This is a genomic window from Rhodococcus spongiicola (genome assembly GCF_004011835.1).
Classification (GTDB): Bacteria; Actinomycetota; Actinomycetes; order Mycobacteriales; family Mycobacteriaceae; genus Prescottella; species Prescottella spongiicola.
The window spans coordinates 20,312-46,470 of sequence record NZ_RKLN01000003.1; the positions used below are offsets into that span (position 1 = coordinate 20,312).

Annotated in this window: 29 protein-coding genes and 1 pseudogene; 25 read left to right on the forward strand and 5 right to left on the reverse strand. The window is 64.6% G+C overall.

Features of this window, described 5'->3' with window-relative positions:
- The first annotated feature begins 910 nt into the window (after positions 1-910).
- The 8 genes from EF834_RS08330 (at position 911) to EF834_RS08365 (ending at position 9,186) form a co-directional block, all read left to right on the forward strand.
- Entirely contained in the window at positions 911-1,537 is a 627-nt protein-coding gene (locus EF834_RS08330) for a hypothetical protein (RefSeq protein ID WP_164874097.1), read from the forward strand.
- A gap of 201 nt (positions 1,538-1,738) precedes the next feature.
- The gene (locus EF834_RS18180) at positions 1,739-1,879 is read left to right on the forward strand and encodes a hypothetical protein (RefSeq protein ID WP_164874098.1); all 141 of its coding nucleotides are present in this window, start codon (positions 1,739-1,741) and stop codon (positions 1,877-1,879) included.
- 839 nt (positions 1,880-2,718) lie between these two features.
- Entirely contained in the window at positions 2,719-3,834 is a 1,116-nt protein-coding gene (locus tag EF834_RS08340) for a PLP-dependent cysteine synthase family protein (RefSeq protein WP_127946774.1), read from the forward strand.
- A complete protein-coding gene (locus tag EF834_RS08345; RefSeq protein WP_127946775.1) occupies positions 3,831-5,114 on the forward strand; it encodes an MDR family MFS transporter in 1,284 nt (427 codons plus the stop codon). The genes EF834_RS08340 and EF834_RS08345 overlap by 4 nt, the downstream gene beginning before the upstream one ends.
- A gap of 114 nt (positions 5,115-5,228) precedes the next feature.
- Positions 5,229-6,056 (forward strand): F510_1955 family glycosylhydrolase, encoded by an 828-nt coding sequence (locus tag EF834_RS08350; RefSeq protein ID WP_127946776.1) that lies wholly within the window; start codon positions 5,229-5,231, stop codon positions 6,054-6,056.
- Positions 6,057-6,252: 196 nt separating this feature from the next.
- On the forward strand, positions 6,253-6,678 hold the full coding sequence (lpqS, locus tag EF834_RS08355) for a putative copper homeostasis (lipo)protein LpqS (RefSeq protein ID WP_127946777.1): 426 nt from the start codon (positions 6,253-6,255) through the stop codon (positions 6,676-6,678).
- Between the two features lie 112 nt (positions 6,679-6,790).
- A complete protein-coding gene (locus tag EF834_RS08360; RefSeq protein WP_127946774.1) occupies positions 6,791-7,906 on the forward strand; it encodes a PLP-dependent cysteine synthase family protein in 1,116 nt (371 codons plus the stop codon).
- Entirely contained in the window at positions 7,903-9,186 is a 1,284-nt protein-coding gene (locus tag EF834_RS08365) for an MFS transporter (protein ID WP_127946778.1), read from the forward strand. The genes EF834_RS08360 and EF834_RS08365 overlap by 4 nt, the downstream gene beginning before the upstream one ends.
- A 172-nt stretch (positions 9,187-9,358) precedes the next feature.
- Here the strand turns inward: EF834_RS08365 and EF834_RS08370 are convergent, their stop codons facing one another.
- A complete protein-coding gene (locus tag EF834_RS08370; protein ID WP_328590549.1) occupies positions 9,359-10,030 on the reverse strand; it encodes a DNA/RNA helicase domain-containing protein in 672 nt (223 codons plus the stop codon).
- Between the two features lie 612 nt (positions 10,031-10,642).
- Between EF834_RS08370 and EF834_RS08375 the strand changes: the two genes are divergently transcribed.
- The 6 genes and pseudogenes from EF834_RS08375 to EF834_RS18740 all read left to right on the forward strand — a co-directional run.
- Positions 10,643-10,852, forward strand: coding sequence for a hypothetical protein (locus tag EF834_RS08375; protein WP_235871070.1), 210 nt, complete (start codon positions 10,643-10,645; stop codon positions 10,850-10,852).
- Positions 10,849-11,850 carry a WXG100 family type VII secretion target gene (locus EF834_RS08380; RefSeq protein ID WP_127946779.1) on the forward strand — a complete coding sequence of 334 codons (1,002 nt, stop codon included), beginning with the start codon at positions 10,849-10,851 and terminating at the stop codon, positions 11,848-11,850. Before EF834_RS08375 ends, EF834_RS08380 begins: the two co-directional genes overlap by 4 nt.
- Before the next feature lie 186 nt (positions 11,851-12,036).
- Complete coding sequence (locus EF834_RS08385; protein ID WP_127946780.1) at positions 12,037-12,846, forward strand: hypothetical protein; 810 nt, start codon at positions 12,037-12,039, stop codon at positions 12,844-12,846.
- A complete protein-coding gene (locus tag EF834_RS08390; RefSeq protein ID WP_127946781.1) occupies positions 12,839-13,384 on the forward strand; it encodes an LpqN/LpqT family lipoprotein in 546 nt (181 codons plus the stop codon). Before EF834_RS08385 ends, EF834_RS08390 begins: the two co-directional genes overlap by 8 nt.
- A 102-nt stretch (positions 13,385-13,486) precedes the next feature.
- Positions 13,487-14,434: a hypothetical protein gene (locus EF834_RS08395; RefSeq protein WP_127946782.1), complete on the forward strand. Its 948-nt coding sequence runs from the start codon at positions 13,487-13,489 to the stop codon at positions 14,432-14,434.
- 22 nt (positions 14,435-14,456) lie between these two features.
- Positions 14,457-14,804: pseudogene (locus tag EF834_RS18740) on the forward strand (LpqN/LpqT family lipoprotein); the annotation flags it as partial.
- Between the two features lie 46 nt (positions 14,805-14,850).
- Here EF834_RS18740 and EF834_RS08405 read toward each other — a convergent pair.
- Positions 14,851-15,111, reverse strand: a complete 261-nt coding sequence (locus tag EF834_RS08405; RefSeq protein ID WP_235871071.1) for an NERD domain-containing protein — start codon at positions 15,109-15,111, stop codon at positions 14,851-14,853.
- Positions 15,112-15,745: 634 nt separating this feature from the next.
- On the opposite strand from EF834_RS08405, the gene EF834_RS08410 reads away from it, so the two are divergent.
- Positions 15,746-16,189 carry a phosphatase domain-containing protein gene (locus EF834_RS08410; protein WP_127946784.1) on the forward strand — a complete coding sequence of 148 codons (444 nt, stop codon included), beginning with the start codon at positions 15,746-15,748 and terminating at the stop codon, positions 16,187-16,189.
- A 568-nt stretch (positions 16,190-16,757) separates the two neighbouring features.
- Here the strand turns inward: EF834_RS08410 and EF834_RS08415 are convergent.
- A complete protein-coding gene (locus EF834_RS08415) occupies positions 16,758-17,618 on the reverse strand; it encodes a sugar phosphate isomerase/epimerase family protein (protein ID WP_127946785.1) in 861 nt (286 codons plus the stop codon).
- Positions 17,618-17,788, reverse strand: a complete 171-nt coding sequence (locus EF834_RS18185) for a hypothetical protein (RefSeq protein ID WP_164874099.1) — start codon at positions 17,786-17,788, stop codon at positions 17,618-17,620. Before EF834_RS18185 ends, EF834_RS08415 begins: the two co-directional genes overlap by 1 nt.
- Before the next feature lie 175 nt (positions 17,789-17,963).
- Here EF834_RS18185 and EF834_RS08420 point away from each other — a divergent pair, with 175 nt between their 5' ends.
- Together EF834_RS08420 and EF834_RS08425 are read left to right on the forward strand one after the other, a co-directional pair.
- Positions 17,964-18,854 (forward strand): DeoR/GlpR family DNA-binding transcription regulator, encoded by an 891-nt coding sequence (locus EF834_RS08420; RefSeq protein ID WP_127946786.1) that lies wholly within the window; start codon positions 17,964-17,966, stop codon positions 18,852-18,854.
- Between the two features lie 363 nt (positions 18,855-19,217).
- The gene (locus EF834_RS08425) at positions 19,218-19,403 is read left to right on the forward strand and encodes an enoyl-CoA hydratase (RefSeq protein WP_127947294.1); all 186 of its coding nucleotides are present in this window, start codon (positions 19,218-19,220) and stop codon (positions 19,401-19,403) included.
- 274 nt (positions 19,404-19,677) lie between these two features.
- Here EF834_RS08425 and EF834_RS08430 read toward each other — a convergent pair whose 3' ends face one another.
- Complete coding sequence (locus EF834_RS08430) at positions 19,678-20,178, reverse strand: DUF732 domain-containing protein (protein WP_164874101.1); 501 nt, start codon at positions 20,176-20,178, stop codon at positions 19,678-19,680.
- A 157-nt stretch (positions 20,179-20,335) separates the two neighbouring features.
- Between EF834_RS08430 and EF834_RS08435 the strand changes: the two genes are divergently transcribed.
- From EF834_RS08435 to ftsR, 8 genes are all read left to right on the forward strand, one after another.
- Entirely contained in the window at positions 20,336-21,379 is a 1,044-nt protein-coding gene (locus tag EF834_RS08435) for an SMP-30/gluconolactonase/LRE family protein (protein WP_127946788.1), read from the forward strand.
- A 164-nt stretch (positions 21,380-21,543) separates the two neighbouring features.
- Positions 21,544-22,167 carry a CDP-alcohol phosphatidyltransferase family protein gene (locus EF834_RS08440; RefSeq protein ID WP_235871073.1) on the forward strand — a complete coding sequence of 208 codons (624 nt, stop codon included), beginning with the start codon at positions 21,544-21,546 and terminating at the stop codon, positions 22,165-22,167.
- Positions 22,164-23,042 carry a DUF881 domain-containing protein gene (locus EF834_RS08445; RefSeq protein ID WP_127946790.1) on the forward strand — a complete coding sequence of 293 codons (879 nt, stop codon included), beginning with the start codon at positions 22,164-22,166 and terminating at the stop codon, positions 23,040-23,042. Before EF834_RS08440 ends, EF834_RS08445 begins: the two co-directional genes overlap by 4 nt.
- Positions 23,043-23,056: 14 nt before the next feature.
- Positions 23,057-23,407, forward strand: a complete 351-nt coding sequence (locus EF834_RS08450) for a small basic family protein (protein ID WP_127947295.1) — start codon at positions 23,057-23,059, stop codon at positions 23,405-23,407.
- A 71-nt stretch (positions 23,408-23,478) separates the two neighbouring features.
- Positions 23,479-24,228 (forward strand): DUF881 domain-containing protein, encoded by a 750-nt coding sequence (locus EF834_RS08455; protein ID WP_127947296.1) that lies wholly within the window; start codon positions 23,479-23,481, stop codon positions 24,226-24,228.
- A gap of 44 nt (positions 24,229-24,272) precedes the next feature.
- Positions 24,273-24,677 carry a glycine cleavage system protein GcvH gene (gene gcvH / locus EF834_RS08460; RefSeq protein ID WP_127946791.1) on the forward strand — a complete coding sequence of 135 codons (405 nt, stop codon included), beginning with the start codon at positions 24,273-24,275 and terminating at the stop codon, positions 24,675-24,677.
- Positions 24,678-24,897: 220 nt separating this feature from the next.
- Positions 24,898-25,395 carry a glycogen accumulation regulator GarA gene (garA, locus tag EF834_RS08465; protein ID WP_127946792.1) on the forward strand — a complete coding sequence of 166 codons (498 nt, stop codon included), beginning with the start codon at positions 24,898-24,900 and terminating at the stop codon, positions 25,393-25,395.
- Positions 25,392-26,129 carry a transcriptional regulator FtsR gene (ftsR, locus tag EF834_RS08470; protein ID WP_127946793.1) on the forward strand — a complete coding sequence of 246 codons (738 nt, stop codon included), beginning with the start codon at positions 25,392-25,394 and terminating at the stop codon, positions 26,127-26,129. The genes garA and ftsR overlap by 4 nt, the downstream gene beginning before the upstream one ends.
- The last annotated feature ends 30 nt before the right edge of the window (positions 26,130-26,159 follow it).

Below are 26,159 nucleotides of genomic sequence, written 5' to 3' on the forward strand. Positions count from 1 at the left end.
ATCTGGATGGATCTTGTCCGGAACTGGGCATGGAAGGCGCTGTCCGTAAAAGAATTCCGGTTCACCTTCGGCGCTACGACGCCCGGTTTGGGGGCAAACCACACCTTCTGCCGTGGGGGATTTCGACTCATCACGCAACTCGCCAACCTCGCCGAAACCGGTGTTTCGTAGCAGGAAGCCGGACGCCGAATGGGAGCATCCGCCGACGCGGTTCGCGCCTGGGTTGCGAGAGGGGCGGCAGGGTAGAGCGGCGGCTCATCCTGAGCAGGCCTCATCAGACCGCTAGCTCGAGTGTGCCTTTGAGACCTTCCGAACCACGCACACTGGGTGACGCCGTGCTCGAACAGCGGCGACCGAGAGCCGCCAGGCAGCAAGATCGCTCAGGGCTCTGGTCAGAGCCCCATCTTCTCTGACTGGCCGCAAGTGGTCGCAGGTTCAAATCCTGTTAGCCCGACCGAGATCGAGCGTGGTGGAGGCGGTTTCCCGGAAGCGGAGGACCGCCCCTCGTCTGCTTTGGGCGAGCCCCGGGAGGGCGGGCAATTCACATGACTGGAACCGGATAGGGTGTCAAGACGTCGGAAGTATCGGGTGGCGGGGGAGACCGAGTCGTGTCGAGGGGGATTTGTGAATGAGGCGATCTACGTTCCGGACCCAGAGTACTTCCAGGGTGACTAGCGGCGCCAACAGCACCTTCGCACCTCGATAACCTCAGCGCTCTGCCACACCATCGGTCCGAATGCGACACTCGCACAACGCTGTTCCCGCATCATCGTGGCAACGCGGCTGCCGGCCGGAGGTGGGTAGTTCAGCTGGCAGTTGCTCTATCCGACATCCCACAGAAGAGACCACCATCACCTACGAGACCGGCTCATCCAGATCTGGTCCAGAGAGAATAGAGGGTAAAAAGAACATGGAAGTTAGCGGCATGAAGAAGCTCGCCGCAGGAGTCGCCGCCTCGGCTGCGATGATCGGTACGGTTGCGGTTGCCACCCCCGCAACCGCGTCGGCCCAATCTATGGGGTCCAGCTCACTCGGTTCGGGGGAAGACACGGGCTACGTGTTCGGATTCGACATGGGGTCCCTGGGTGTCTGGGACACCGATTCCCTCGGGGTACTGGATACCGCCCCGAAAATGGAGGCGACCGTGAAAGACGGCAAAGTCACGGTTCAGGTCGTTCCCCCGGAGGACTTTCGCGGAACCTGCTCCCCGACCCTGTTTCGTGTGGACGACCTCGCCGAACTCATGATGGAGTCCGGCTCGGTCTCCGGCAGCCTCGAGGGTGACAGGGAGGTGTTCATCCCCTACATCTTGAGGAAGAACACGTGGGAAAGCGTCGGCAAAGTCGAGGACGGCGTGTACGCACTCGTCGGCGAGTGCACCGGCTTGCCTTTGACGGAATTGGCAGTTCAGGTCTTGGTTGTTCCCGGCGGAATCGGCAGCGTGGGGCCATACCTCGAACTCGGTAGCACCTCGGCCGTGGGTTCCATCACCGGCAGCCTGGGATCGCTCGCTGGCGACGGATCATCGAGTAGCTGACGAACTGAGGCCCGGTCTTGTCTTGATGGACTGGCCCGGGCCTCAGTCGCTCTCGGCGCAGCCGAGAGCAGGGGAGCCCTCGATACCGCTGGTCGTACGTGACACCCGGTAGATTGTCCGAGATTTGTTGCCGACCGACATATTCGACCCAGATGTTGTAGGAGCAGGACCATCAAGACGCACCTGAACGACACTGGCATAGTGGCGTCGATCTTCGCGGGGATCGTCGTCCTCATCGCCGCCGCCATCACTCCCAACTGGTTCATGGCCGGCGTAGCGGTCGTGTGGGCGATCGCCACCATTGTCGCTGTCGGCAACGTTGCCAGGAAGGGTCGGCGCTGAGGCCACACACAGGCCCCGCCAGTGCATTGATGGCGGTACGGAACATTGTTCATCCCGCTGGCCGATCATGGATTTGCCTACGCCGATGCCGTGAACGCGTTGCCACGAGGATCGCAGGGAAAGCTCGAGTACCGGAGCCCGCCTGGGCGTACCACGCCGGTTAGCTTCGCGAGCACTACCCGCCTGGCCGATCGGCGCTGCACCACCTATCCGCGATAGGTACCATCGTGAGAACGGGCTAGAAGTGTTTAGCCAGCGAAGCGAACCGGGCATTGCCGGGATCGAGGGCGTTGTGAACACGGTTGTACATGGTCCGGCGCGGAGGTACCGCGTCGCAGTCCTCGCGGGCGTCCTCCTCGTCCTCAGCGTCATTCTCCAGTGGGGTATCACCACTGCCAGCGCCGGACCTGACGTGCATGTGCATGTGCTGTCGGCTTCCTCGACGCCATTGACGCCATTGACCGAGGACGGAGCGCCTGGGCGGGCGCACATCCAAGCCGCGCCGCCGGATCGCTTCGATGAACCGCTGTACATCATCGCGGTCCCGCGCAACGCCGACAATTCACCGCGTTTGCCGATGGTCGCTGGTTTCGCTGAGGACCCAATCCGTTCGGCGGCGGTGGTGGTTGCGGAACCGGCGAGTCCGCGACCACCACCGCATGGGGCGCTACCTATCAGCTAAAGGTGGATGTCTTGAACGACATCTGCATCAGCAGGTGCTGATCAGTCCTAACAGGCACTGAGCACCCGTCTTTGGGATCTGGCTTCGCATTGCGCAGCTGCGCAATCAGGCGTGCACAGATCACCCCGTACTGACGAAATGTAGGGATCACCCCATCATGAACTGTGCATCCTCTCTTCTCGCGTCTGCTCTTCCTGACCGTTGCTCGGACCCTTTGGCGTGTGGTGGGTCCGCGCAACCGGGCAGGTTGGTCGGTAATACACCGGTCCTGTGGATCGGTGCTCCTTTCGCCCGTGATGGTCGCGGATTTTGGGCGAAACTCGAAGGCTGTAACCCGGGTGGTATGAAGGACCGCCCTGCCCTGCACATGGTCGAGTGTGCCCGGGCGCGTGGTGACCTTGCTCCGGGTGCGATGATCATCGAATCCACCAGCGGCACTCTCGGTCTGGGATTGGCGCTGGCCGGCATCGTGCACCATCATCCGGTCACGGTGGTGACCGATCCGGGTATGGAACCGATCATCCACCGGATGCTGTCGGCCTATGGGGCGACCGTTGTCGTGGTCACGGAGCCTCATCGGGTCGGCGGTTGGCAGCAGGCCCGCCGTGAGAAAGTGCGTGAACTTCTCGACTTGTATGCCGGGTCGTGGTGTCCGGACCAGTACACCAACCCTGACAATGTTGCGGGTTACGAGCCGCTCGCTACTGAACTGATCGCTCAGCTCGGCCGGATCGACACTCTGGTTTGTTCGGTGGGCACGGGGGGTCATTCTGCCGGGGTGGCGCGTGGGCTGCGCCGGGTCAACCCGGGGTTGAAGCTGGTCGGGGTCGATACGGTGGGTTCGACGATCTTCGGCCAGCCCGCGGGGTCGCGGCTGATGCGTGGGCTCGGTTCGAGCATCTATCCGAGCAACGTGGACTATGCGGCCTTCGACGAGGTGCACTGGGTGGCGCCGCCGGAAGCGGTGTGGTCGTGCCGGGCCTTGGCCGCGACCTGTCATCACGCCAGTGGCGGCTGGAGTGTGGGTGCGGTGGCGCTGGTGGCGGGGTGGGTCGCCCGTACCAGCGACGAGGGCACCCGGATTGCCGCGATCTTCCCCGACGGTCCCGATCGGTACTTCGACAGCGTCTACAACGACAGCTACTGCGCCGAGCACGGACTCTTCGGTATCGACGCCCCCAGAGCGCCGGATGTCATTGCGCACCCGACCGAACGGGTCGTCAGGTCCTGGACACGTTGTACGACCGTGGTCGCTCCCAAGGATCTGTCATGAGACGCCTGGTGGCCGAGTTCCGCAGCTTCGACCGTGCCAGCCGGGTGTTGATGGTCAACCAGTTCTCCATCAATATCGGCTTCTACATGCTGATGCCGTACCTGGCGGGTTATCTGTCGGGTTCGATCGGGCTGGCGGCATGGGCGGTCGGGCTGGTGCTCGGTGTCCGGAACTTCTCCCAGCAGGGCCTGTTCCTGGTCGGGGGCACGCTCGCCGACCGGTTGGGGTACAAGCCGCTCATCGTTGCGGGTTGCCTTCTGCGGGTGGCTGGGTTCGGGCTGCTGGCCGTTGTCCAGTCGTTGCCGGCGATCCTGGTGGCCTCGGCCGCCACTGGGTTCGCCGGTGCACTGTTCAACCCTGCCGTTCGTGCCTACCTCGCTGCCGACGCCGGACCCCGACGGGTCGAGGCGTTTGCCGTGTTCAACGTCTTCTACCAGGCCGGAATCCTGCTCGGCCCGCTGGTCGGGCTGGCACTGACGACGTTGGATTTCCGTATCACCTGCTTGGTGGCGGCGGGGGTGTTCACCGCGTTGACGATCACGCAGATCTGGGCGTTGCCGGCTGCACGGGTCGATGATGTCCATCAGCCGAACCGGGTGCTGCACGATTGGCGGACGGTGGCAACGAATCGGCCGTTCGTGCTGTTCGCTGTGGCGATGGTCGGGTCGTACGTTCTGTTGTTCCAGATCTATTTGGCGCTGCCTCTGCAGGCTGCCGTCATCACCGGGGCTGCGTCGTCGACTGCTCTGGTGACCTCGATCTTCGTCATCTCGTCGCTGGTGGCCATCGCTGGGCAGATGCGGATCACCGCCTGGTTCTCGAAATTATGGGGGCCGCAGCGCAGCTTGGTGATCGGCATGTCCGTCATGGCAGTTGGCTTCGCGCCGTTGGCAATCGTTCCCGGGACGTCGCCGTTGGGGGTGACTGCCGCGGTGGTGGCTCTGCTGTTGTCGGCTGGGCTGTTGGCGGTGGGTACCGCGGCGGTGTTTCCGTTCGAGATGGACACCGTTGTCGCGCTGTCGGGTGGGCGGTTGGTCGCCACTCATTACGGGTTCTACCAAACCGTCGTCGGGATCGGGATCCTGCTGGGCAACCTCGGGACCGGCGCGGTGTTCGGGAGCCTGCAGGCAGCGCAGATGGGCTCGGTGATCTGGGTGATGTTGATCGCCATCGGCGTGGGCTGCGCCACGGCACTGCACAGGCTCGAGCGTTCGGGACACCTGAGGGCCGCGAAGGTCGAGCCCGGCCACGCAGACTCGATCGCAGCCGGCCACACGTAGGCCTTGATCACGGGGCCCGGCCACCGGGCCGGGTCACCGGTATCGTCGTCTCCGGTTCAGCTGCGTATGTGGTTGCATGTCCACCGCCCCTCCGAACACGAAACGAGTTCGTCGATGCCCCGCACCCGTGTCCCACGCACCCGTGTCACTGTCTCAATACTGTCGGCGGCCGCACTCGTTCTTGTCGGCTGTTCAGGGGCGGGACAGCCGACAACGCCGGAGCCCGCCACCGCCCCGGCAGTGGCGTTGGATACTGCGCTCACCCATGTGCACGGACTTCATGTCCGCGCCGATGGAACCGTATTGGCCGGTACCCACACCGGTCTCTACGCCCTCGACTCAGCGGGCGGTACCTCTCGGGTCGGGGACTCGGACGACGATTTCATGGGCCTTACAGGAGTACCCGGCACCGACACCCTCTATTCCTCCGGCCATCCCGGCGTATCGAGCGACGCCCCGAATCCGCTTGGGCTGCGGGGTAGCAACGACGGCGGCACCACCTGGTCCGACCGTTCGCTGGGTGGACAAACGGACTTCCACGCCTTGGCGTCCGACGGACGTCTTCTCGTCGGTTTCGACGGCGCCGAGGGTCTGGCGGTGTCCACGGACGCCGGTTACAACTGGACGCGAGGAGCATCCGTTGATGCCTATGCCCTGGCTATGACAACCGCGGCTGTCTGGGCTTTGACCCCGGACGGCTTGATGCGCAGCACGGATGGTGCCCAGTCCTTTGCGGCGGCAGTCGACAGTCCCACGCTGGTGCTGCTGGCCGGCGCAGGCGACGCTCTGTGGGGCATCGATGCCAGCGGCGACGCCTGGCGCAGTCGTGATGGAGTCGACTGGCAGAAGGTCGACCGGGTTGGTGCGGTCGACGCGTTGACCGCGGTCGACTACGACACCGCGTACGCCGCGACCAATCAGGCCTTCTTCATTCTCGGCTAGCTGCCTGCTGCGTGGTGGTCAACCGCGGAGAAATGGTTGTTACGGCGCCGCATGGCGGGCGATCCGAGACATCGCGAGCTACCGACCTGGCCGATCGGCGCGACGCCGCCTATCTGTGATCGGTAGCATCGTGTGTACGGGCTAGAGATCATCGAGCCAGCTAAGCGAACCGGGCATTGCCGGGATCGAGGGCGTTGTGAACACGATTGCACTTGGTCCGGCGCGGACGGGGAACCGCGTCGCAGCCCTCGCTGGCCTCCTTCTCGCCTTGGGCATCATTCTCCAGGGCGGTATCACCATCATGAGCGCCGGCCCTGCCACGCATGTGCATGTGCAGTCGGTGTTCTCGACGCCATCGACCGAAGAGGGAGCGCCTGGGCATACCCACATCCAGGCCATGTCCCCGGCCCCCTCCAATGAACCGATGGCCGTCGTGGCGATGCCGCGCGACGACGGCAAACTACTGCGTTCGGCGATCGTCGCGGTTCTTGCTGTGGGCGCAATCGGTTCGGCGGCGATATTGATCGCGGCACCGGGGATTCCGCGGCCGCGATCGCCTGCGGCGCTACCTATCCGGCATGGCCGCATGGTCTTGCACGACATCTGCATCAGCAGGTGCTGATCAGTCCTAACAGGCACTGAGCACCCATCCTTGGGGCCTGATTCTGTGTTGCGCTGCTCGCAGTCAGATACGTAGGACCACCCTGTTTGAAAGAAATGTCGGGGGCACCATCATGAACTGTGCATCCTCTCTTCTCGCGTCTGCTCTTCCTGACCGTTGCTCGGACCCTTTGGCGTGTGGTGGGTCCGCGCAACCGGGCAGGTTGGTCGGTAATACACCGGTCCTGTGGATCGGTGCTCCTTTCGCCCGTGATGGTCGCGGATTTTGGGCGAAACTCGAAGGCTGTAACCCGGGTGGTATGAAGGACCGCCCTGCCCTGCACATGGTCGAGTGTGCCCGGGCGCGTGGTGACCTTGCTCCGGGTGCGATGATCATCGAATCCACCAGCGGCACTCTCGGTCTGGGATTGGCGCTGGCCGGCATCGTGCACCATCATCCGGTCACGGTGGTGACCGATCCGGGTATGGAACCGATCATCCACCGGATGCTGTCGGCCTATGGGGCGACCGTTGTCGTGGTCACGGAGCCTCATCGGGTCGGCGGTTGGCAGCAGGCCCGCCGTGAGAAAGTGCGTGAACTTCTCGACTTGTATGCCGGGTCGTGGTGTCCGGACCAGTACACCAACCCTGACAATGTTGCGGGTTACGAGCCGCTCGCTACTGAACTGATCGCTCAGCTCGGCCGGATCGACACTCTGGTTTGTTCGGTGGGCACGGGGGGTCATTCTGCCGGGGTGGCGCGTGGGCTGCGCCGGGTCAACCCGGGGTTGAAGCTGGTCGGGGTCGATACGGTGGGTTCGACGATCTTCGGCCAGCCCGCGGGGTCGCGGCTGATGCGTGGGCTCGGTTCGAGCATCTATCCGAGCAACGTGGACTATGCGGCCTTCGACGAGGTGCACTGGGTGGCGCCGCCGGAAGCGGTGTGGTCGTGCCGGGCCTTGGCCGCGACCTGTCATCACGCCAGTGGCGGCTGGAGTGTGGGTGCGGTGGCGCTGGTGGCGGGGTGGGTCGCCCGTACCAGCGACGAGGGCACCCGGATTGCCGCGATCTTCCCCGACGGTCCCGATCGGTACTTCGACAGCGTCTACAACGACAGCTACTGCGCCGAGCACGGACTCTTCGGTATCGACGCCCCCAGAGCGCCGGATGTCATTGCGCACCCGACCGAACGGGTCGTCAGGTCCTGGACACGTTGTACGACCGTGGTCGCTCCCAAGGATCTGTCATGAGACGCCTGGTGGCCGAGTTCCGCAGCTTCGACCGTGCCAGCCGGGTGTTGATGGTCAACCAGTTCTCCATCAATATCGGCTTCTACATGCTGATGCCGTACCTGGCGGGTTATCTGTCGGGTTCGATCGGGCTGGCGGCATGGGCGGTCGGGCTGGTGCTCGGTGTCCGGAACTTCTCCCAGCAGGGCCTGTTCCTGGTCGGGGGCACGCTCGCCGACCGGTTGGGGTACAAGCCGCTCATCGTTGCGGGTTGCCTTCTGCGGGTGGCTGGGTTCGGGCTGCTGGCCGTTGTCCAGTCGTTGCCGGCGATCCTGGTGGCCTCGGCCGCCACTGGGTTCGCCGGTGCACTGTTCAACCCTGCCGTTCGTGCCTACCTCGCTGCCGACGCCGGACCCCGACGGGTCGAGGCGTTTGCCGTGTTCAACGTCTTCTACCAGGCCGGAATCCTGCTCGGCCCGCTGGTCGGGCTGGCACTGACGACGTTGGATTTCCGTATCACCTGCTTGGTGGCGGCGGGGGTGTTCACCGCGTTGACGATCACGCAGATCTGGGCGTTGCCGGCTGCACGGGTCGATGATGTCCATCAGCCGAACCGGGTGCTGCACGATTGGCGGACGGTGGCAACGAATCGGCCGTTCGTGCTGTTCGCTGTGGCGATGGTCGGGTCGTACGTTCTGTTGTTCCAGATCTATTTGGCGCTGCCTCTGCAGGCTGCCGTCATCACCGGGGCTGCGTCGTCGACTGCTCTGGTGACCTCGATCTTCGTCATCTCGTCGCTGGTGGCCATCGCTGGGCAGATGCGGATCACCGCCTGGTTCTCGAAATTATGGGGGCCGCAGCGCAGCTTGGTGATCGGCATGTCCGTCATGGCAGTTGGCTTCGCGCCGTTGGCAATCGTTCCCGGGACGTCGCCGTTGGGGGTGACTGCCGCGGTGGTGGCTCTGCTGTTGTCGGCTGGGCTGTTGGCGGTGGGTACCGCGGCGGTGTTTCCGTTCGAGATGGACACCGTTGTCGCGCTGTCGGGTGGGCGGTTGGTCGCCACTCATTACGGGTTCTACCAAACCGTCGTCGGGATCGGGATCCTGCTGGGCAACCTCGGGACCGGCGCGGTGTTCGGGAGCCTGCAGGCAGCGCAGATGGGCTCGGTGATCTGGGTGATGTTGATCGCCATCGGCGTGGGCTGCGCCACGGCACTGCACAGGCTCGAGCGTTCGGGACACCTGAGGGCCGCGAAGGTCGAGCCCGGCCACGCAGACTCGATCGCAGCCGGCCACGCATAGGCCTCGACCGGGCCAGCCACCGAATCGGCTTGGGGTGCGGGGGGCGGCGAGGGCGACACCGCCTACGCAGCGACGAATCAGGCCCTCTACATCCTCGGCTAGACCCGTTGTTCGGCGTGGCCGCCAAGGGGCAGGGGCCGTTACGGTGCCGAATGGCTAGATTCGAAGATGCTCAGCGAGGACGTCCCGAGTAAGCGTCAGCGGACTCGGGGATCAATGTGCGGAGCGCGTCCCTCGTCTGCTCATCCGTCGAGTAGATGACCGTGCCGACCATACCGCGGGTCAGGAGCACCTTGTAGACATTGCGGACCAACTTGCCGAAGTGCGGTTCACTGACCCTTTTAGAATTCCTGAAGTCGGGATCCCGGTTGGCTGCTCGCACTGTGGTGAATCGACCGTCGCGCCAGACCAGGTCCGGGCCGAGAATGACACCGTTCCAGTCGTACTCGAAGCCCTGCGCGGTGTAGACACAGCCGACCTGCTCGAAGCCGCCCTCCGCGGTGGCCCACATCGGTGCCGGGGGAACGTCACCGATGCGTCTGTCGCTCTTACTGTTCCATGGCCGAGCCCAGTCGTCGATGGCGACGTCAGAAATGAGGGTGCCATCCTTGCGGGCGTCGCTCCACGGCCAGCAGTAGCCGGCGGTGATACGCGCCCCGTAGCCGCCCTCGATCTGTTGGGCAAGAAGGTGCTCGAGTTCCTCAGGGCTGTCGGCAACGCGGACAGTGAACTGAGGGTCGCCCTTCCACGGGGACGGTCCACCCTCAGCCAGCCCACGCAGTCGCTTGGCCCAGAGCACGTACTCTTCGCTGCCGCCGCATCGGAACTCCTCCCCGAGATGCACATGCTGGACGTCGAGACTTCTTCCCCGACAAGGTCGTCCGCCAGCTCGGGCTTGAGCGTGCGTGCGTTGCTGGGCGTTGCGCCGGGGAACATCAGGGTCTGCACTCCATTCGAGCAGGGTTCCTGCGGGTGGTGCGTGCCAAACGAGTCGGCTCCGCGCGGGTCCATGGTGCCATGTGTGGGGTGAATTGCGGTGCACCCCAGGTCGGGGTTCGGGTGGTGGCCGGGCCACGAACGGTGAGCGATATCCCAGAACACTGCGATTTGTGCAGGGCGGACGGGTGCCGCGTAACCAGATGAAGCCACCACCTGCATCGGCGCAGTCCTCTCGAGGGAGCAGCGGGACGAAGCAACCACGGAAGCGCGAAGCGTATCTTCGACGCTGGTTGTGAACAGCGCGGCATGACGAGTAGACGACGACCGCCGGCTCTCTCACACTCCTACTCGCGGCTACCTCTACGCCGGAACCTTGCCGGCCTTCCGTCGCCGAAACCCTTCGTCCCAAGGGTATTCGACGGGTTCCGGTGGAGCCGACACACGCTCCCACGACCGGTGCGTAGGCCGTCCTGCTAGGTTATCCGCCGGGGTCACCGATTCGAGGGGGGACGTTTCGTTGGACGTCGATGTGGAGATGCTGCGGCGGTTCGCTGCAGCGATCACCGATGTGGCGGATTCGATCATCGGTGCCGATGTGAGCACTCCGTTCGCGGACTCCGAGGCCGCGCTGCCGGGGACCGAGTTCGCCCACGGCACGGCGGGTGAGTACGAAGTGTCCGAGGCCGATTTCACCGGCATGCTGCACGCGATGGACGTTCCGGCGTGAGCCTGACCGTCTCCGAGGTCACCGGGTGGACGCCCGAGTCGCTCCGAACGACGGCCGAGGGGATCGACGCGATCGTCACCGGACTGGACGGACAGTTCGACTCCGTGGCCGCCGAACAGGATGCGCTCGCCGAAACCTGGCACGGCGCGGCGGCCACCGCGGCGGCCGAACGGGTGGTGCAGGAGAAATCGTTGGGCCGGGCCGTGGCCGGCGCTCTCGAGGAAGTGGCCGCGCAGTTTCGGGAAGCGGCGGCAATCGTGGACGGGGCGCGATCACATCTGGTTTCCGTCGTCGCGGATGCGCGCGCACGCGGATTCGCTGTCGAGGACGACGGGTGGGTCGACCCGACCGGCAAAGTCGCCTGGGTTGTGTTGGCCCCGGAGCACAGCCGAGAGGCTGTCCGGCTGCGAATCCTGCAGGAGGCCGCCGAACTCACCCTCGTCGTCGCCGATGCGTTGAGGCAGGCAGACGAGTCTGCGGTCGACGCGGCCGCTCGCATCCAGACCGCAGTCGATGCGTTGCAACAGGCGGGGCTGGCGGCCACGCCGGGCAATGTCGTCGACCGCGGTGACGGTGAGTTCTCCTGGGAACCGGACTGGCCGGCCACCGTCGCCGCATCCACGATCGGGGTAATGACCGACACGACCGGTAAGGCCCTTACCAGCGCCGCGGCCGCCTCGGCCGACGACGTGGCGCGGACGATCGGGCGTGGCCTGGGCCCGTTCGGTGCCGTCATCGGCACCGTGCCCGCGATCGCCAATGACATCGAGGGCGGAATGGATCCCGCGAAAGCCATCGTGTCCGAAGGCGCTGGCACCGCGGTGGGTGTAGGCGTAGCTACGGGGGTTGGCATGGTTGCCAGCTATGCGGTGGCAGGATCTGCCATCGGATCGGTAGTTCCAGGTGCAGGCACGGCCGCGGGTCTGGTTGTTGGAGCCGTGTTCGGGGCTGCCGCGACGTGGGTTACGTCAAAGGGAATTCAAGCGGTGTGGGACTAGGGCCGGCCGCGTGAACAAACTCTCGAGGAGGTTGGAATGACCGGTACCGAGTCCGGCTCGGCTACACCACTGCGATCGCCCTTACCTGAAAGTGGTCTACCACCGCGCTGGCCACAGCCCCTGAGAGTCGGCTGGCTGCTCTATACCGTTTTTGTAGTCTGCGTTTCTGCGGTGATTTTGTTTGCCGTGGTCAAGGCAGTCGAAGACGACGAGCCCGGGTTGGTCGTCGGATTCATCTCGCTCGTGGTCATGCTCGGACTGAGTTCCATGGGAATGTTGGGAAAGTCCGGTTTTCGTTCGATCGGATTGCCGCGCAGAATCACCGCCTGCGACAGCGACCGATACGGCCAGGGCATTCAGATCCCTAAGGAACGTCTAGAGCACGCGGCATTGATCACTGCCCTCTTTGGTGCCGCGACCGCTGGGCTGACAACCGCGATCACCTGGTACCTCGGGATCGGCGAAACCCTGTTGCCATTCGGACGCGAGACCAACGCGGGCGCCAACTTCATGGGGGTCTGCGGTGGCGTCGCACTGATCGCTGCCCTGTTCCTCCTCGCCATTCGCTTGCCGACCACAGTCAGCATCCACCCCACCGGCGTCCGCCGACACGTCCGCCAGTGGCGGGGACTCTCGTTCAAGACATACGACGCGTTCCTCCGGTGGGACGACATCGCACGAATTTCGGCTGATGAGTTGGTCGTTGGCGGTGGGTCGAGCGAAACCGGCAGACCCCGCATCACACTGAAGTCAGCGACTCCCGTTCCAGCCGAGCATCAACTCGGTTTCGACGGTGAGAACGAGATCACCCTGATGGCCTATCAACTCGTCGCCGAACCGAACACCCTGCTCGCCCTGCTTCAGTTCATGCGGGACAACCCCGACCAGCGCGGCATCGTCGCTCGGCCGGACGCCCGCGAACTCCTCACCCCCCCACCGCTGCGCGAACGATTCCGCGCCGCACGACTGGCAAAGAAGACGGCACCCGATGCCTGAATTTCCCACCGGGTCGGACACGATGACCGTGCAGGAATACCTCGAGGCCCACCAGGTGACCTGTACCCCATGTCACCCGGACACCGCTGAGCCGGTGACCGTGGCGATCCCGCAACTTCCCGGATGGGTCCCCGCCCAACCCGAGGCAGTCCCCGGCGCCTACACTGCCCTCGTCAATCCCGACCACATCAAGGACAATTGGTGCCCCAATGCCGTGCTCCTGCACGGCAAACTCTCCACGACAGTCGACGCCGAACAACTGTTGAACTGTGCCGCCGTCGACTCCCGGCGTCTTCCGTACTGGCGCGAATACGAGTCGAATCGCGCTCCGTATCAGGGTCACCCATCGGTGTTCGTCCGGGGCGTCTACACGGTCGAACAGTGGACGCTGTCCGCTACCACCCGTTACACCGTCGTCAACGACGGACCCCACCAGTACCTGACACAGTTGACCGTGACCACACTGCTCGACCAGGCCGACGACCTCGACGTCGACGTCACCGTGATCAACCTCGGACTGACCATCACCACCAGCTGACTGGCGACCCGGCGTAGCAGACGGCCCTCGTCAGCGTCCTGCCGCGCCGATGACTGGTGCGCCGCCCTGCTAGGTTGACCGATCCGAGGAGTATCGACAAACGTGATTGCCGGATCATCTCAAACGAACTCCGGGTCTTTGGTGGGCAAGCCCCCGGCCACCGTTTGGCCGCAGAGTCTCCGCGTCGCCTGGCTCGCTCTCGCCGCGCTCATGTTCATGTTGGCAGTGGTTTCGGGGTTCTCCACCATTACAGACATTCGCGATGAGGAACCTGGTATAGCCGTCGGGACCGCGGGTGGGTTCATTCTCTTTGTGGGCCTACTACTCTCCACGATCATGCTTTCTGGATTTCGATGGATCGGGTTGTCGCGCAGGATTTCTCGTTGTGGTAGCGAGTACGGCGAGGGAATACAGATTCCGACGGGACGCGCAGGCGTGTTGAGCCTGAGCGTCATGTTCGTTGGCTGCAGTGCGTACGCGCTGGTCGCCGTAATTGCCTCCTACTCGGGTTTGGGGAACAAGCTGTTACCCGCGGGCCGAGACACGGAAACTGGACGAACGTACATGGCGGTCCTTTTCGTGGGTGCATTGGTGATCGCCACAGTTCTTCTCATGTTCCGAAGTTCTACGACACTCCGCATCTATCCGGGTGGAGTCGAGCGATTCACCCGAAAGCGGATGTTATTCTCCGTCAGGCGTTCTGAAATATTCCTACCTTGGGATAACATTCAAAATGTAGTCGCCGACGAGATTGTAATCGCAAACGGTCAATCTGCGGTTCGCCATCCAATAATCAAGCTACAGAACAGTTCAAATGTTCCGGACCGGATGCTCCTCAAGTTCGAGAGCACCCACGAGTTGGCTCTGATGGCCAAACTGTTCGTGGCTGAGCCGAACACCCTGTTGTCCCTGCTCCGGTTCCTGAAGGACAGCCCCGACCAACGCGACATCGTCGCCCGGCCCGACGCACGCGAACTGCTCACACCCCCGCCGCTGCGCGAACGCTTCCGCGCGGCACGACAGGCGAAGAAGGCGGTGTCCGATGGCTGAATTCCCCGGCAGGTCGGGGGCGATGACCGTGGCGGAATACCTCGATGCGCAGCAGGTGACCTGTTCCCCGTGTCACCCGGACACCGCCGAGCCGGTGGTTGTGGCGATTCCGCAACTCTGCGGGTGGGTCCCGGCCCCACCGGACGCGGTGCCCGGTGCGTACACCGTCCTCGTCAATCCCGCTCACATCACCGAGGATGGGTGCCCCAATGCCGTGCTCCTTCACGGCAAACTCTCCACGACAGTCGACGCCGGAGAGTTGTTGAACTGTGCCGCCGTCGACTCCCGGCGTCTTCCGGACTGGCGGGAATACGAGGCGAGTCGCGTTCCGTATCAGGGTCACCCATCGGTGTTCGTTCGGGGCGTGTACACGGCCGAGCAGTGGGCGCTTTCGGCTACCACCTGCTACACCGTCATCAACGACGGACCCAGTTGGTCTCGGTGCCGCCGAGGCTACCCGCGAAGTGCTTCAACTCGATCAGGTGCAGGCGGCGCCGGCCCAGGACCAGAGCATCAACCTCATGCCACATGCCGTGGTTGTCCATGAACTCGAAGTTCGTCCACGCCCGGTACGGAGATGCATTGGGAACAATTTCGCGGAGGAAGTTCAGGCCCTCGGTCTCGTGGGCGAACGCCGATTTCGACACCTCGACCCACCGGTCACTGCCTTGTGCCACTTCGCCGCCCCGCTACGAATCTCTGTCGCGGCCCATCCAGGTCGCGTTTGACGAGCAAGAGACTACCAAGCGAGTGAGGATGCTCGGCGCCGCTCAACTCCGTGAGCATGCCCACGGGACTAGCCGGCAGACCCGGCCACGGGTAGTTCGGTGAGAGCCTTGCTGTCGGCATCTTGCCGCCCGTACTGCGTCCAAGAGCGCACCTTTGCTGATTAGCGCGATACTGCGCTAAAGTTTGAAATGAAATGACTCTAACGGGGGGTGTGATGAGGTTGTCCGAGATGCGAACCGCCGGCCGGTGACTCGCTCGGTGCCGTAAACGAGTTGACGACGCCGGGGCCCGACGGGGTGATTGACATGATCGGAGGCGGGTTCGACTCGTTTGTCCCAGGCGAGTGAACAACGACGCCTCAACAACGACACCTCGATGATGCTCGCGGTTGTCGAGATCGCTGCGACCCGCAGATCACGCTTGCCCCGTCCACGCGAGGACCCCTGAGAAGGGCTGATGAGGCATTCAACCTTCGTGACGGCAAGCCCGTTGCGGTATGTCCGCGACCCGAATGTTCCGGAGAGGCACTACCTGGTTGGGCCATGAACGTCCTGGCTGGGCCATGAACCAAAGGAAGCTGATATGACCGAAGGTGCCACGCGCACTGTGATCTTCGATATGGACGGCACGCTGGTCGATACCCGCTCGATCGTGCATCACCTATTCGAGGAGCCCCGCAACTACGACGCCTTCTATACGTATGGCGAGTTCTGCCCGCCCAACGAGGCCGTCCTCGCGACTGCCGAATGGTTGCACGAACGCGGATACGAGACCCTCATCGTTACCGGGAGGGACGGGGCGTGGATCGGTCAGACCCAACGCTGGCTCGCCAAGCACTTCCCCCGGCACGCGGGACTGTTCATGCGACCGGAAGGTGACCGGCGTCCCGGGCATGTCGTCAAGGAGGAGATTCTCATACAACTGCGTGAGTCCGGCAAGGAGATCGTCTTCGCCGCCGATGACGATCCGAGGATCGTCGAGATGTGGGAACGCAACGGCATCAACACGATCCACGTCACCCGATAGGGAGCGGCCATGGGGGCGGGATTTCGCTGGCATAAGGGTAGCTACTGAAGAACGGCACTGTGCACGCCGACGGCGAGGGTGTTGCGGCGGTGATACAGGTCAGGGCGCGGTCACCCTCGCGAGAAGCGTTCACCGCTGCCCGAGGTCGGGTGATCTGGTGACGCAGTGATTGTGCGGCAGGAAGCGACTCGGCCTCGACTTGCTCGTAGGTCGAGGTCTGAGTGAACAGCTCGAGTGCCTCGCGACGTTGAGTGCCACTGCGGCGCCGAGGGAGATCCCGCCCATGACGAACCGTTCGAGATCGAGGTGGTCGGCCAGGGCGATGACGTCGTCGGCGAAGGCATCGAATCTCTACCGGGACGGGGCGATGATGTCGCTGCGTTGCCGTGTCCCCGTGCGGCCATCGAGATGAGATCGGTTGTGGGCAGGGCGCTGACGTAGCCCGGGAGCTGTTGCCAGCTACCGCCCATTCCGTGTTGGAAGAGGAACGAGGTGGTGGTCGTACCGCTGGCTGCGGGACGAACCTCTTACTCGACGCGGGCGCCGTCGTCTCGGATGATCCGCGGCATCACACGCTCCTATTGTTGGGCGGCGCGCCAGTTTCGGTGTCGATAAGCGGTGCGAGGGTCTCGACCGCGATCGGAACTCCGGAAGGGGGCAGGCCGTGCATGACGACGGCCCCGATGTAGTTCACCACAGTGAGCTTGTCGATGATGTGCTGCCACGGCAACACACCCTCGCCTGGCGCGACCTGCTCCCGAGAGACGACGAGTTCCTTGGCGTGGGCCAATGCGAGGTCCGGGCCGAGAAGGTCCAGGGCCCGATCGATCACCGCCCCGATAGTGCGGGCACTCAGGTCGGCGGCATCGAGCAGGTTCGCGGCGTCGAACACGATCTTCAGGCGGTCGGATCGGACCTCGTCCAGCATGGTTCGGGCGAGCTCGGCGGTCGAGACGACGTTTGTGTGCTCGGGTTCGAAGGCAGCTTTGACGCCGGTGGTTTCGGCGATCACGGCGAGCTGTTGGAGGCTTGTCCGCGAATCCTCCCAAGCCTCCGGGGTCGAGTTGTCCGGATGGTGCTGCCACATGTCCTGTGGGTGTCGACTGCCGCTGCGCAGGGTGATGACGGACACGCCGAGTTCGTCGGCGGCGGCCGCAAGTACCGGGAATCGCGTGATCCCGGCGTGACGAACCGCGGGGTCGGGGTGCGTGATGTTGAAGGTGCCGGAGATCGCCGCGAGTTCGACGCCGTGCTTTGCGGAGGCCCCCGCGATTCGGGTGAGCACAGCGGGCGGGGCCTGCTCGGGCACGGTGCCGATGCCGGCGATCGACAGGTTGTACTGGACCGCGCGAATGCCGGCCGCGGCGACCGCGGCCATGTTCTCGTCGATGTCGCCGGGGAACGTCTTGGCGAAGATGCCGAGCTTCATCACAGGCCACCCTCGACGTCGGCGAGACGGACCCAGTCACCGGATTCGACGGAGCGGGCGAGGGCTACCATGCCACGGACACTGGCCAGCCCGTCGACGGCGGTGGCGCCGCGAGGAGTGGACCCGGTACGGGCGGCCCTGGCGAGGTCCTCGATCCGCAGGCGGAACACGTTGGCGTCGGCGCCGATCGGCTGGTGGAACTGTTCATCCTTGACCGAGAACGCTTGCTCGGCGCCCTGGTGGTCGGCGGCGTCGAACTCGGCGACCTGCCCGACCCGGACGCCGCGCGCGGTGTCGAGCAGGCGACTGCCGTGGCCGAGTACGTAGTAGCGCTGCCGGTCGGCCTTGGGGTCGCCGGATGGTCGGCGGGGGGGCGGACCCCGGCATCGCGTTCGCGCACGACTTCATCCGAGAACTTCCGCCCGAACCCGGGATGCGATCGAGAAACCCGAGTTCGCCGACGAACGCCGTCAACGCATCGTCGACATTGTGCAAGCGCGGGGCCGAGTTCGGGTTCGCGATTTGGCAGCGCTGCTGCGGGTGACGGAACCCACGGTTCGCAAGGACATCACCGACCTCGCCGCGGCTCGACTGCTCAAGCGCGTCCACGGCGCGGCAGTCGCGATCACCCCGTCAAACGAGGTGGACATCAGCGAACGGGTGGGTACGAACGCGGCAGCCAAGGCGGCGATCGCCCGGGCATGCCTGGAAGAAATCGTCGACGGCGACGCCGTGTTCTTCGATTCGGGAACCACAGTCAGTGCCCTGGCTAGACTGCTTGGTTCGCCTGGCCCGGAACGATTCGACGGCGTCCGCGTTCCTCGAAACGTCAACGTTCTCACCAACTCGATCGACGTCGCGCGTTTGCTCGCGAACTCGCCCACCCGTCACACCGTCGTGGGCGGGCAGTACCGAAGTGCGGGTGGGAGTTTTGTCGGACCCCTAGCCATCTCCGCGCTACAGCAGTTCACCCTCAACACCGCATTCATCGGCGTCAGCGGGTTGAACGAAGTTGGCCTGACCGTCGCGGACTTGTCCGAGGCCCAAGTCAAACGAACCGCGATGGAGCAGGCACGCCGGGTGATCGTCCCCATGGACAGCAGCAAGATGGGAGTCAGCGACTTCGCCATCGTGTGTGAACTCGGCAACGTCGACGTGCTCATCACCGACCAAGACGACCCCGAACTCGAACGACTCTGTACCGACCACGACGTCACCGTCGTGGTCGCGAAGTAGGAAACGACAACGGAGCGTAGACAACGATGGATCCGCCCCAGCGCCGTTCTTTCGCAAGCATCTGGCGAAGAAGCGCTACTTGGACTATCGTCCAACTCGCTGCCCTTCTCGACCGGAAGGACAGTGGGTCGGGCGTGGGTTGATTCCACTGCTCGTAAAAGGGGGGCGGGCGCGGGCGGTGCCGATTTGATGGGGATCGGCACCGCCCGCATCGCTGCCCAGGTGGACGAGCAGCTGCATCCTGTCTTGCGCCGGTGGGGCGAATACAGGTAGTCGAACAGGTAGTCCTCACGTCCCCGTAGTCCCCATTCGCGCGGCAGTCTGGAACTAGTCGTTCAGACCGACCTTTGGAGCGTGACTGAGATGATGGGGCGCGGGCGTAAGACGCTCATTGCGCTGGACAGCGGTAACTGGTGCATGGCCCGAGTCGTTGGACGGCGTCGCGGCGAATCCGGTGTCCGCGTCCGGTACCTGAAGCACCGACCCGGAGACAAGTATCCGGTCTTCACCATCGCCGACTCGAGTGCCGGCGACGGCTTCGCTCTGTAGCCGGTTCGGTGAGGCAGCCTCTCCTCGGGGGAGGCTCTGATCAAAGAAGCACTGGCGTCCTACACCCGCGGGCATGCAGGTCGTCTCTGAAGTTCAAGCCCGAAAATGCCCCGACCAGAACCTGATTCGACGTTGCAGTCCACCAGGTCCGTCGCTGCCCGGCGGGTTCTCCGGTAGGGACCTAGAGCACCGTGCACTGAGCGTGCGGGCGCCTCACGGAAACCGGAATGACACGCATCTCATGCTCGGAGATCGGTCGGCTCGGCCAAGCCGCTCACGCGAACTGGGGGCAGTACGCGACAGTTGCGGCCATGAGAACGTTGGCAACCTCTCCCTCGGAATAGCCTCCGCCGGTGACCAATTCGGCGGTGATATCGGGCTTGCTCTGACCCCCGGTCAGCCCGTCGCATATCGACCGCCCGAGTCGGATCTGGTCGGCCTCGGGCCGCTGAATGAGGTTGAAATCGGTGATGTACGACAGGAACATCAGATCTTCGCCGCCCAGAACCGGGTTCGGTACGGAGACCTGGCCATCCTGGGAGGTGGCTGGCTCCTGGGGAACTGGGGGCTCGGCGACGGAGTCATCGGCTGGGTCCGCATCGGGTGCGGCCGGGGCAGGGTCAGGTGCTTCCTGGACCTGATGAGTCGTCGTCGGATTCGGCGACGTCTGCGCGAGCTCGACAGGGTCAGCGTCTTCCGGTGAGCTGCTGCATCCTGTCAGGACCAGGAGCGCGGTGCTGAGTGCGGCGAGGCCGAGCCGGGCGGTTCGAATCACGATGCGAGATCTTGCCTTACCAGTGCTAGGCGATCGCATTCGGGTCGCCAGACGAGGCTGGTTTTCTTCCGGGTGAACTCAGATCGCAGCCGCCCATGTCGGCGCGCTGCCGCGAAAATCCCGGTGGGCGCCTGCCAACACGACTAGCGTCAGGACCGTGAGCATCCTTGGATCGATTCTGCGTTCCGTCGATCGCACCGGCATCGAACCGGTGGCCTGGCAGCCGCCGCCCGCCCCGCCCGAGACCGGGCTGTTCGGCCCCAGCCGGGAACTCGACGGAGCTCAGCTGTGGAAGCTGCCCACCGGGCGCGGTCCCGAAGATGTCGCCGTGGACGGTGACGGGCGTGTGATCACAGGGGGCGACGACGGGCGTCTGTGGCGGTTCGACGTCGACGGGCGTGCAACCGAACTCGCGCACACGGGCGGGCGCCCGCTCGGTGTCGAGGTGCTCGACGACGGCCGCTACCTCGTGTGCGACAGCCGGCGCGGCGTGTTGCGCGTCGACGAGGCGGGCCGGGTCGAACTGCTCGCCGACACGGCGCTGGGGCAACCTGTGTTGGCGTGCAACAATTCCGCTGTCGGCCGGGACGGCGTCGTGTACTTCAGCGATTCCTCTGCGCGGTTCACCATCGAGGACCACCGTCTCGATCTGCTCGAACACAGCGGCACCGGGCGTCTGCTTCGCTTCGATCCAAGTACCGGCGAGATGGACCTGCTCGCCGACGGACTCCAGTTCGCAAACGGTGTCGGATTGTCCAGCGACGAGTCTTACGTGATTGTTGCCGAGACCGGCTCCTACCGGATACAGCGAGTCGAGCTGACCGGTCCTCGCGCAGGAACGGTATCCGTGCTGGCGGACAATCTGCCCGGAATCCCGGACAACGTCACCTCGCAAACCTCGGACGGCATCTTCTGGGTCGCGCTGTACAGCCCCCGGATGCGACTGCTCGATCAGGTGGCGCCGCACCCCACGCTGCGGATCCTCACGGCGAACTTGCCGGACTTCATCCAGCCCGACCCTGAACACCGGGCGTGGGTGCTGGGACTCGACGGCGACGGCCGGGTCGTGCACAGCCTGCGGGGCGGCAAGGGCAGCTACGCGCCGGTCACCGGAGTTCGAGAGACGCCCGACTGGATCTACCTTGGGAGCCTGACCGCTGGGACTGTCGCGCGGGTGCCGAGGAGCGAACTGGCAACCTAGCCGAACGCAACGTGGCCGAACAGATCAGCGGCTGCGAACCGCGATTTCGTGAAGGATTTGGCGTTGCCGGCGCTGGCTAGGCGAATATGCGCTGGTGGAGGGCCAGTTTCTGACATGTGGCAAGCTGGCCACCGACAATTCGGACGAATCTGAGGGGAATGCCGTTGGATGGGGTGGGACAGGACAAGCCCGGTGTCGGTCAGCGTACCGACCGCGTCCTGACGGTCCCGAACCTGCTCAGCGTCGTGCGGCTCGCGGGGGTGCCGCTGTTCCTGTACCTGCTGCTGGGATTGCAAGCCGACGGTTGGGCGCTCGTGGTCCTCATGTTGAGTGGATTCACGGACTGGGCCGACGGCAAGCTTGCGCGCTTGCTCAACCAGACATCGAGGCTCGGCGAGCTTCTCGACCCGTTCGTCGACCGCCTGTATGTAGTAACGACGCTGATCGCGTTCGTTCTACGCGACATCATCCCCTGGTGGCTTGCGGCGATCCTCATCGGCCGTGACCTGATACTGGCCCTGACGTTGCCCATCTACCGTCGCCGCGGACTCCCACCGCCCGAGGTCATCTACCTGGGCAAGGCCGCGACGTTCGCGCTCATGGTCGCGCTGCCGCTCCTGCTTGCGGCTCAGGGCGACTGGGGCTTTGCCGACGCCGCGCAGGCGTTGGGTTACGCACTGCTCATCTGGGGAACCGCCTTGTACGTGTGGACAGCGGGGCTGTACATCGCGAAGGCCGTCGGGGTGGCTCGGGACCTGCCGCCGATCGGTACTCGGGGTGGCGCATGACGGAAACCCCACGGCAGGTCCGACGGAATCCGGTCCCTTCACTGCTCAAATCGCTCATGACCGATCACCTCGACCCCGGGTATGCGGGGGCTGCCGAGGATCGGAGACTGGGTCACGCCAAACGTGGGCGGGTGGGCGTACGCGCCTGGATCGCGGTGGGCGCGGCGCTGGTCGGGTTGGTATTCGGAATCGGGTACGCACAGGCGTCGTCGTCCGCGAGTGACGTCGACCAGACTCGGACCGAACTACTGACCAAGGTGCGTGCCGCAGAAGAGCAGGGCCGAACGCTCGCCGCGAATCGTGAAGAGCTGACCGTCCAGGTCCAGCAGCTGCAGGCGAGTGTCCTCGCCAACGATGCCGAGGGCGCGAAGGTGCTCGGCGAGTTGCGCGATCTCCAGGCTGCTGCCGCGAACGAATCGGTGCGGGGGCCCGGTTTGGTTGTCACCCTCACCGACCCGTCCACCCGACCCGACCTGTCGGACTCGTCACAACGCGTGCCCGGTTCACCGCAAGCCGGAGTCCTGGACCGCGATCTACAGGCAGTCGTCAACTCGCTGTGGGCGAGCGGCGCGGAGGCCATCGCAGTCGGAGAAGTACGAGTCGGGCCCGACGTCACCATCCGACAGGCCGGCGGCGCGATGCTCGTGGACAATCAGCCTGTACCGTCGCCGTACCGGGTGGCCGCGATCGGGTCGCCGTCGAGATTGGAGACGGGATTCGTCGTCAGCGACGCGTTCTTCAGGATGCAAGCGGTCCGGGACCTGTACGAGGTGGGGTTTACCATCGCCGGGTCCGATGATCTGACGCTGCCCGCCGCGACAGGTCGCCAAACGAGGTTCGCGCAGGAATTCGTACAGGAAACGGGGGCGCCTTGAGGACCGTGAAAACTCTGAGAAACGGCTACGCGCTCTACGGCGTGCTCGCGCTCGTCGCCGGAATCGGGATCGGGATCGTGTTCAGCCCGCAGGTACCCGACATCGTCCAGCCCTATCTGCCGATAGCCGTCGTGGCGGCCCTCGATTCCGTGTTCGGCGGTCTACGCGCGTACCTCGATGAGATCTTCGACGCCAAGGTCTTCGTGGTGTCCTTCGTGTTCAACGTGCTCGTCGCGGCGTTGATCGTGTGGCTCGGCGACCAGTTGGGCGTCGGAACTCAGTTGTCGACCGCGATCGTCGTCGTGCTCGGCATACGCATCTTCGGCAACGCCGCGGCTCTCCGTCGCCGCCTGTTCGGGGCATGACGCGGATGGACGGACAGGCACAGCCCGAAGCACAGGCACAGCCCGACGCACAGGCACACTCCGAAACAACTATGGGGCCCCGCAGCGAGGGGCGGCACGAAGTTCCTGCGCCGACCGGCGGGCGGACGCGCTCCCGCTTCGGATTCGGTCTGTTGGCGTTGTTGCTGATGGCGGCACTCGGTGTCGGGATCGCGACTCAAGTGAGTAGCGCCGGTTCGGGTGACCACCTCGATTCCGCGCGTCCCGCGGATCTGCTCGCGGTGCTGGGCAATCTGAACCAGCGCGAGGCGGCGCTGCGGCAGGAGATCGCGGACCTCGAGCAGACGCTGTCGAAGCTCGAGGCAGGCGGCGGGAGTTCGAGCGCTGCGCTCGACGAGGCGAGAGCGCGGCTGTCGGCACTGGCCATTCAGGTGGGAACGGTCGCCGCGACCGGCCCCGGCGTCGAGTTGACCGTGCAGGATCCCGGGAATGCGGTGGGCTCCGAAGTGTTGCTCGACGTCGTGCAGGAACTGCGCGCTGCCGGTGCCGAGGCGATCGAGATCAGCGGGTCGGAAGCCGCTTCGATCCGGATCGGCGTCGACTCGTGGATCAGCGGCGGCGGTGGGAACGTCACCATCGACGGACGCAGGGTCGCCGCGCCCTTCCAGGTGACTGCTATCGGTGATCCGCCGACGCTGGCGGCCGCTCTCAACATCCCCGGAGGTGCGGTGGACGCGGTCGCACGGACAGGAGGCCGGTTGCAGATCGAGCAATCCACGCAGGTCACCATCGCCGCCTTGCGAGAGATCAAACCACGCAAATACGCTCAACCCGAGAACTGATCTTCTTTGATCCACAGTCGAGTTGTCCCCGAAAGGAATCCACCGTGAGCGACCTCGCCACCCCTGCCGATCTGCGATACACAGCAGAGCATGAATGGGTGCGACGCACCGGCCCGACGACAGTGCGTGTCGGCATCACCGACTTTGCGCAGTCGCAGCTCGGTGACGTGGTGTTCGTGCAGCTTCCCGCCGAGGGCGAAGACGTGACCAAGGCCGAGTCGTTCGGCGAGGTGGAGTCCACCAAGAGCGTGTCCGACATCTTCGCGCCACTGACCGCGAAAGTAGTTGGTGTGAACGCCGATCTGGAGGGCAGCCCAGAACTGGTGAACGGCGAGCCCTACGGCGGAGGATGGCTCGTCGACCTCGAGGTCGAGAGCGAGGCCGCGCTGGATGAGGCGCTTGCCGGGACGTTGGATGCGGACGCATACCGCGCGGTTTCCGAAAGCTGATCCCCGGGGATAATTGCGAGACTTGACCGGTCCTGGAACGGCCTGTCCACCTACACGCGCTGCCACTGTCAGGGTACGGTCAAGGTGAGCGCAATGCCGTGTCGGTGTGCAGTTCCGCATCGGAATGTGATCGTGGCCGAGATCCGTCTGGGCCGAGTTGTATCGCGTGGCCCCGGGGCGCGAGAGGCCTTCTGGGCAAACGGACTGAGGAGGAGAAGCGGTGAGCGAAAACGACAACGATGCGGGTTACGGGGAGACACCGGCCGAGACCACATCGGTTTTTCGTGCGGATTTTCTCACCGAGATGGAGAGCGGGACGTCTCAGGCGGCCGAGGCTCCGGTCTCCGGGGTCGAAGGTTTGCCCGCCGGGTCTGCACTGCTTGTGGTCAAGAGGGGACCCAACGCGGGCTCGCGCTTCCTACTGGATCAGCCGACCACTTCCGCGGGGCGTCACCCCGACAGCGACATCTTCCTGGACGATGTCACGGTGAGTCGTCGGCACGCAGAGTTCCGCCAAGATGACGACGAGTTCCAAGTGGTCGACGTCGGTAGTCTCAACGGCACCTACGTCAACCGTGAACCGGTCGACTCTGCGGTGCTCGCGAACGGCGACGAAGTTCAGATCGGCAAGTTCCGGTTGGTGTTCCTGACCGGTCCCCGCGACAACGCAGGCGGTTCGCCGATCGGTGAGTCCGCGGCTGGTGCGGGCAACCAATGACAGCCGTTCGGCAGGGCGCCGCTACAGGCATGTCCATCGGGACGGTACTTGATCGACTTCGTCCAGATTTCCCGGACGTGACGATCTCCAAGATCCGGTTCCTCGAGGCCGAGGGATTGATCAGTCCTGAGCGGACACCGTCGGGCTATCGGCGGTTCTCAGCCGCGGACATCGAACGCTTGCGCTACGTCCTCACTGCACAGCGGGACCAGTACCTTCCGCTCAAGGTGATCAAGGAGCAGTTGGAGGCGATCGACAGGGGTGTTGCGACGGTGGGCGCCGTGGACTCGGTTCCGCGGCGCCCCCGCGCGTTGGCCGTCGCCCCGGGTGAGGTGTCGCCCGAAGAGTTCCGGACGGATCGCGCGGTCCGTATCAGTCGCGATGACCTGATCGGCCGCTCGGGCATCGACGACCGCTTCCTGAGCGAGTTGCTCCGCAGCGGTCTCGTGGTCCCCGGGCCCGCCGGGTTCTTCGACGAGGACGCGGTTACCCTGGCGCGCACGGCGAAGTCGATGTCGGAGTTCGGTCTCGAGGTCCGACACCTGCGCGCATTCAAGCTAGCCGCAGATCGTGAGGCCGGCCTCGTGGCGCAGATTGCGGGACCCGTCGCCAAAGGACGCGACGCCGGTGCCCGAGATCGTGCCGAGGAGATGGTTCGTGAACTCGCCGCGCTCTCGCTGACATTGCACACGTGCCTCGTGAAAGGTGCGGTGCGTGGGGCTCTCGATCGCTGACGGCCACAGCGGGAACGAATAGAATCGGGG

Coding starts and splice junctions, on each gene's coding strand:
- EF834_RS08330 (WP_164874097.1), top strand. CDS start 911: ATGGAAGTTAGCGGCATGAAGAAGCTCGCCGCAGGAGTCGCCGCCTCG.
- EF834_RS08340 (WP_127946774.1), top strand. CDS start 2,719: ATGAACTGTGCATCCTCTCTTCTCGCGTCTGCTCTTCCTGACCGTTGC.
- EF834_RS08345 (WP_127946775.1), top strand. CDS start 3,831: ATGAGACGCCTGGTGGCCGAGTTCCGCAGCTTCGACCGTGCCAGCCGG.
- EF834_RS08350 (WP_127946776.1), top strand. CDS start 5,229: ATGCCCCGCACCCGTGTCCCACGCACCCGTGTCACTGTCTCAATACTG.
- EF834_RS08360 (WP_127946774.1), top strand. CDS start 6,791: ATGAACTGTGCATCCTCTCTTCTCGCGTCTGCTCTTCCTGACCGTTGC.
- EF834_RS08365 (WP_127946778.1), top strand. CDS start 7,903: ATGAGACGCCTGGTGGCCGAGTTCCGCAGCTTCGACCGTGCCAGCCGG.
- EF834_RS08390 (WP_127946781.1), top strand. CDS start 12,839: ATGCCTGAATTTCCCACCGGGTCGGACACGATGACCGTGCAGGAATAC.
- EF834_RS08410 (WP_127946784.1), top strand. CDS start 15,746: ATGACCGAAGGTGCCACGCGCACTGTGATCTTCGATATGGACGGCACG.
- EF834_RS08415 (WP_127946785.1), bottom strand. CDS start 17,618: ATGAAGCTCGGCATCTTCGCCAAGACGTTCCCCGGCGACATCGACGAG.
- EF834_RS08425 (WP_127947294.1), top strand. CDS start 19,218: ATGATGGGGCGCGGGCGTAAGACGCTCATTGCGCTGGACAGCGGTAAC.
- EF834_RS08445 (WP_127946790.1), top strand. CDS start 22,164: ATGACGGAAACCCCACGGCAGGTCCGACGGAATCCGGTCCCTTCACTG.
- EF834_RS08455 (WP_127947296.1), top strand. CDS start 23,479: ATGGGGCCCCGCAGCGAGGGGCGGCACGAAGTTCCTGCGCCGACCGGC.
- ftsR (WP_127946793.1), top strand. CDS start 25,392: ATGACAGCCGTTCGGCAGGGCGCCGCTACAGGCATGTCCATCGGGACG.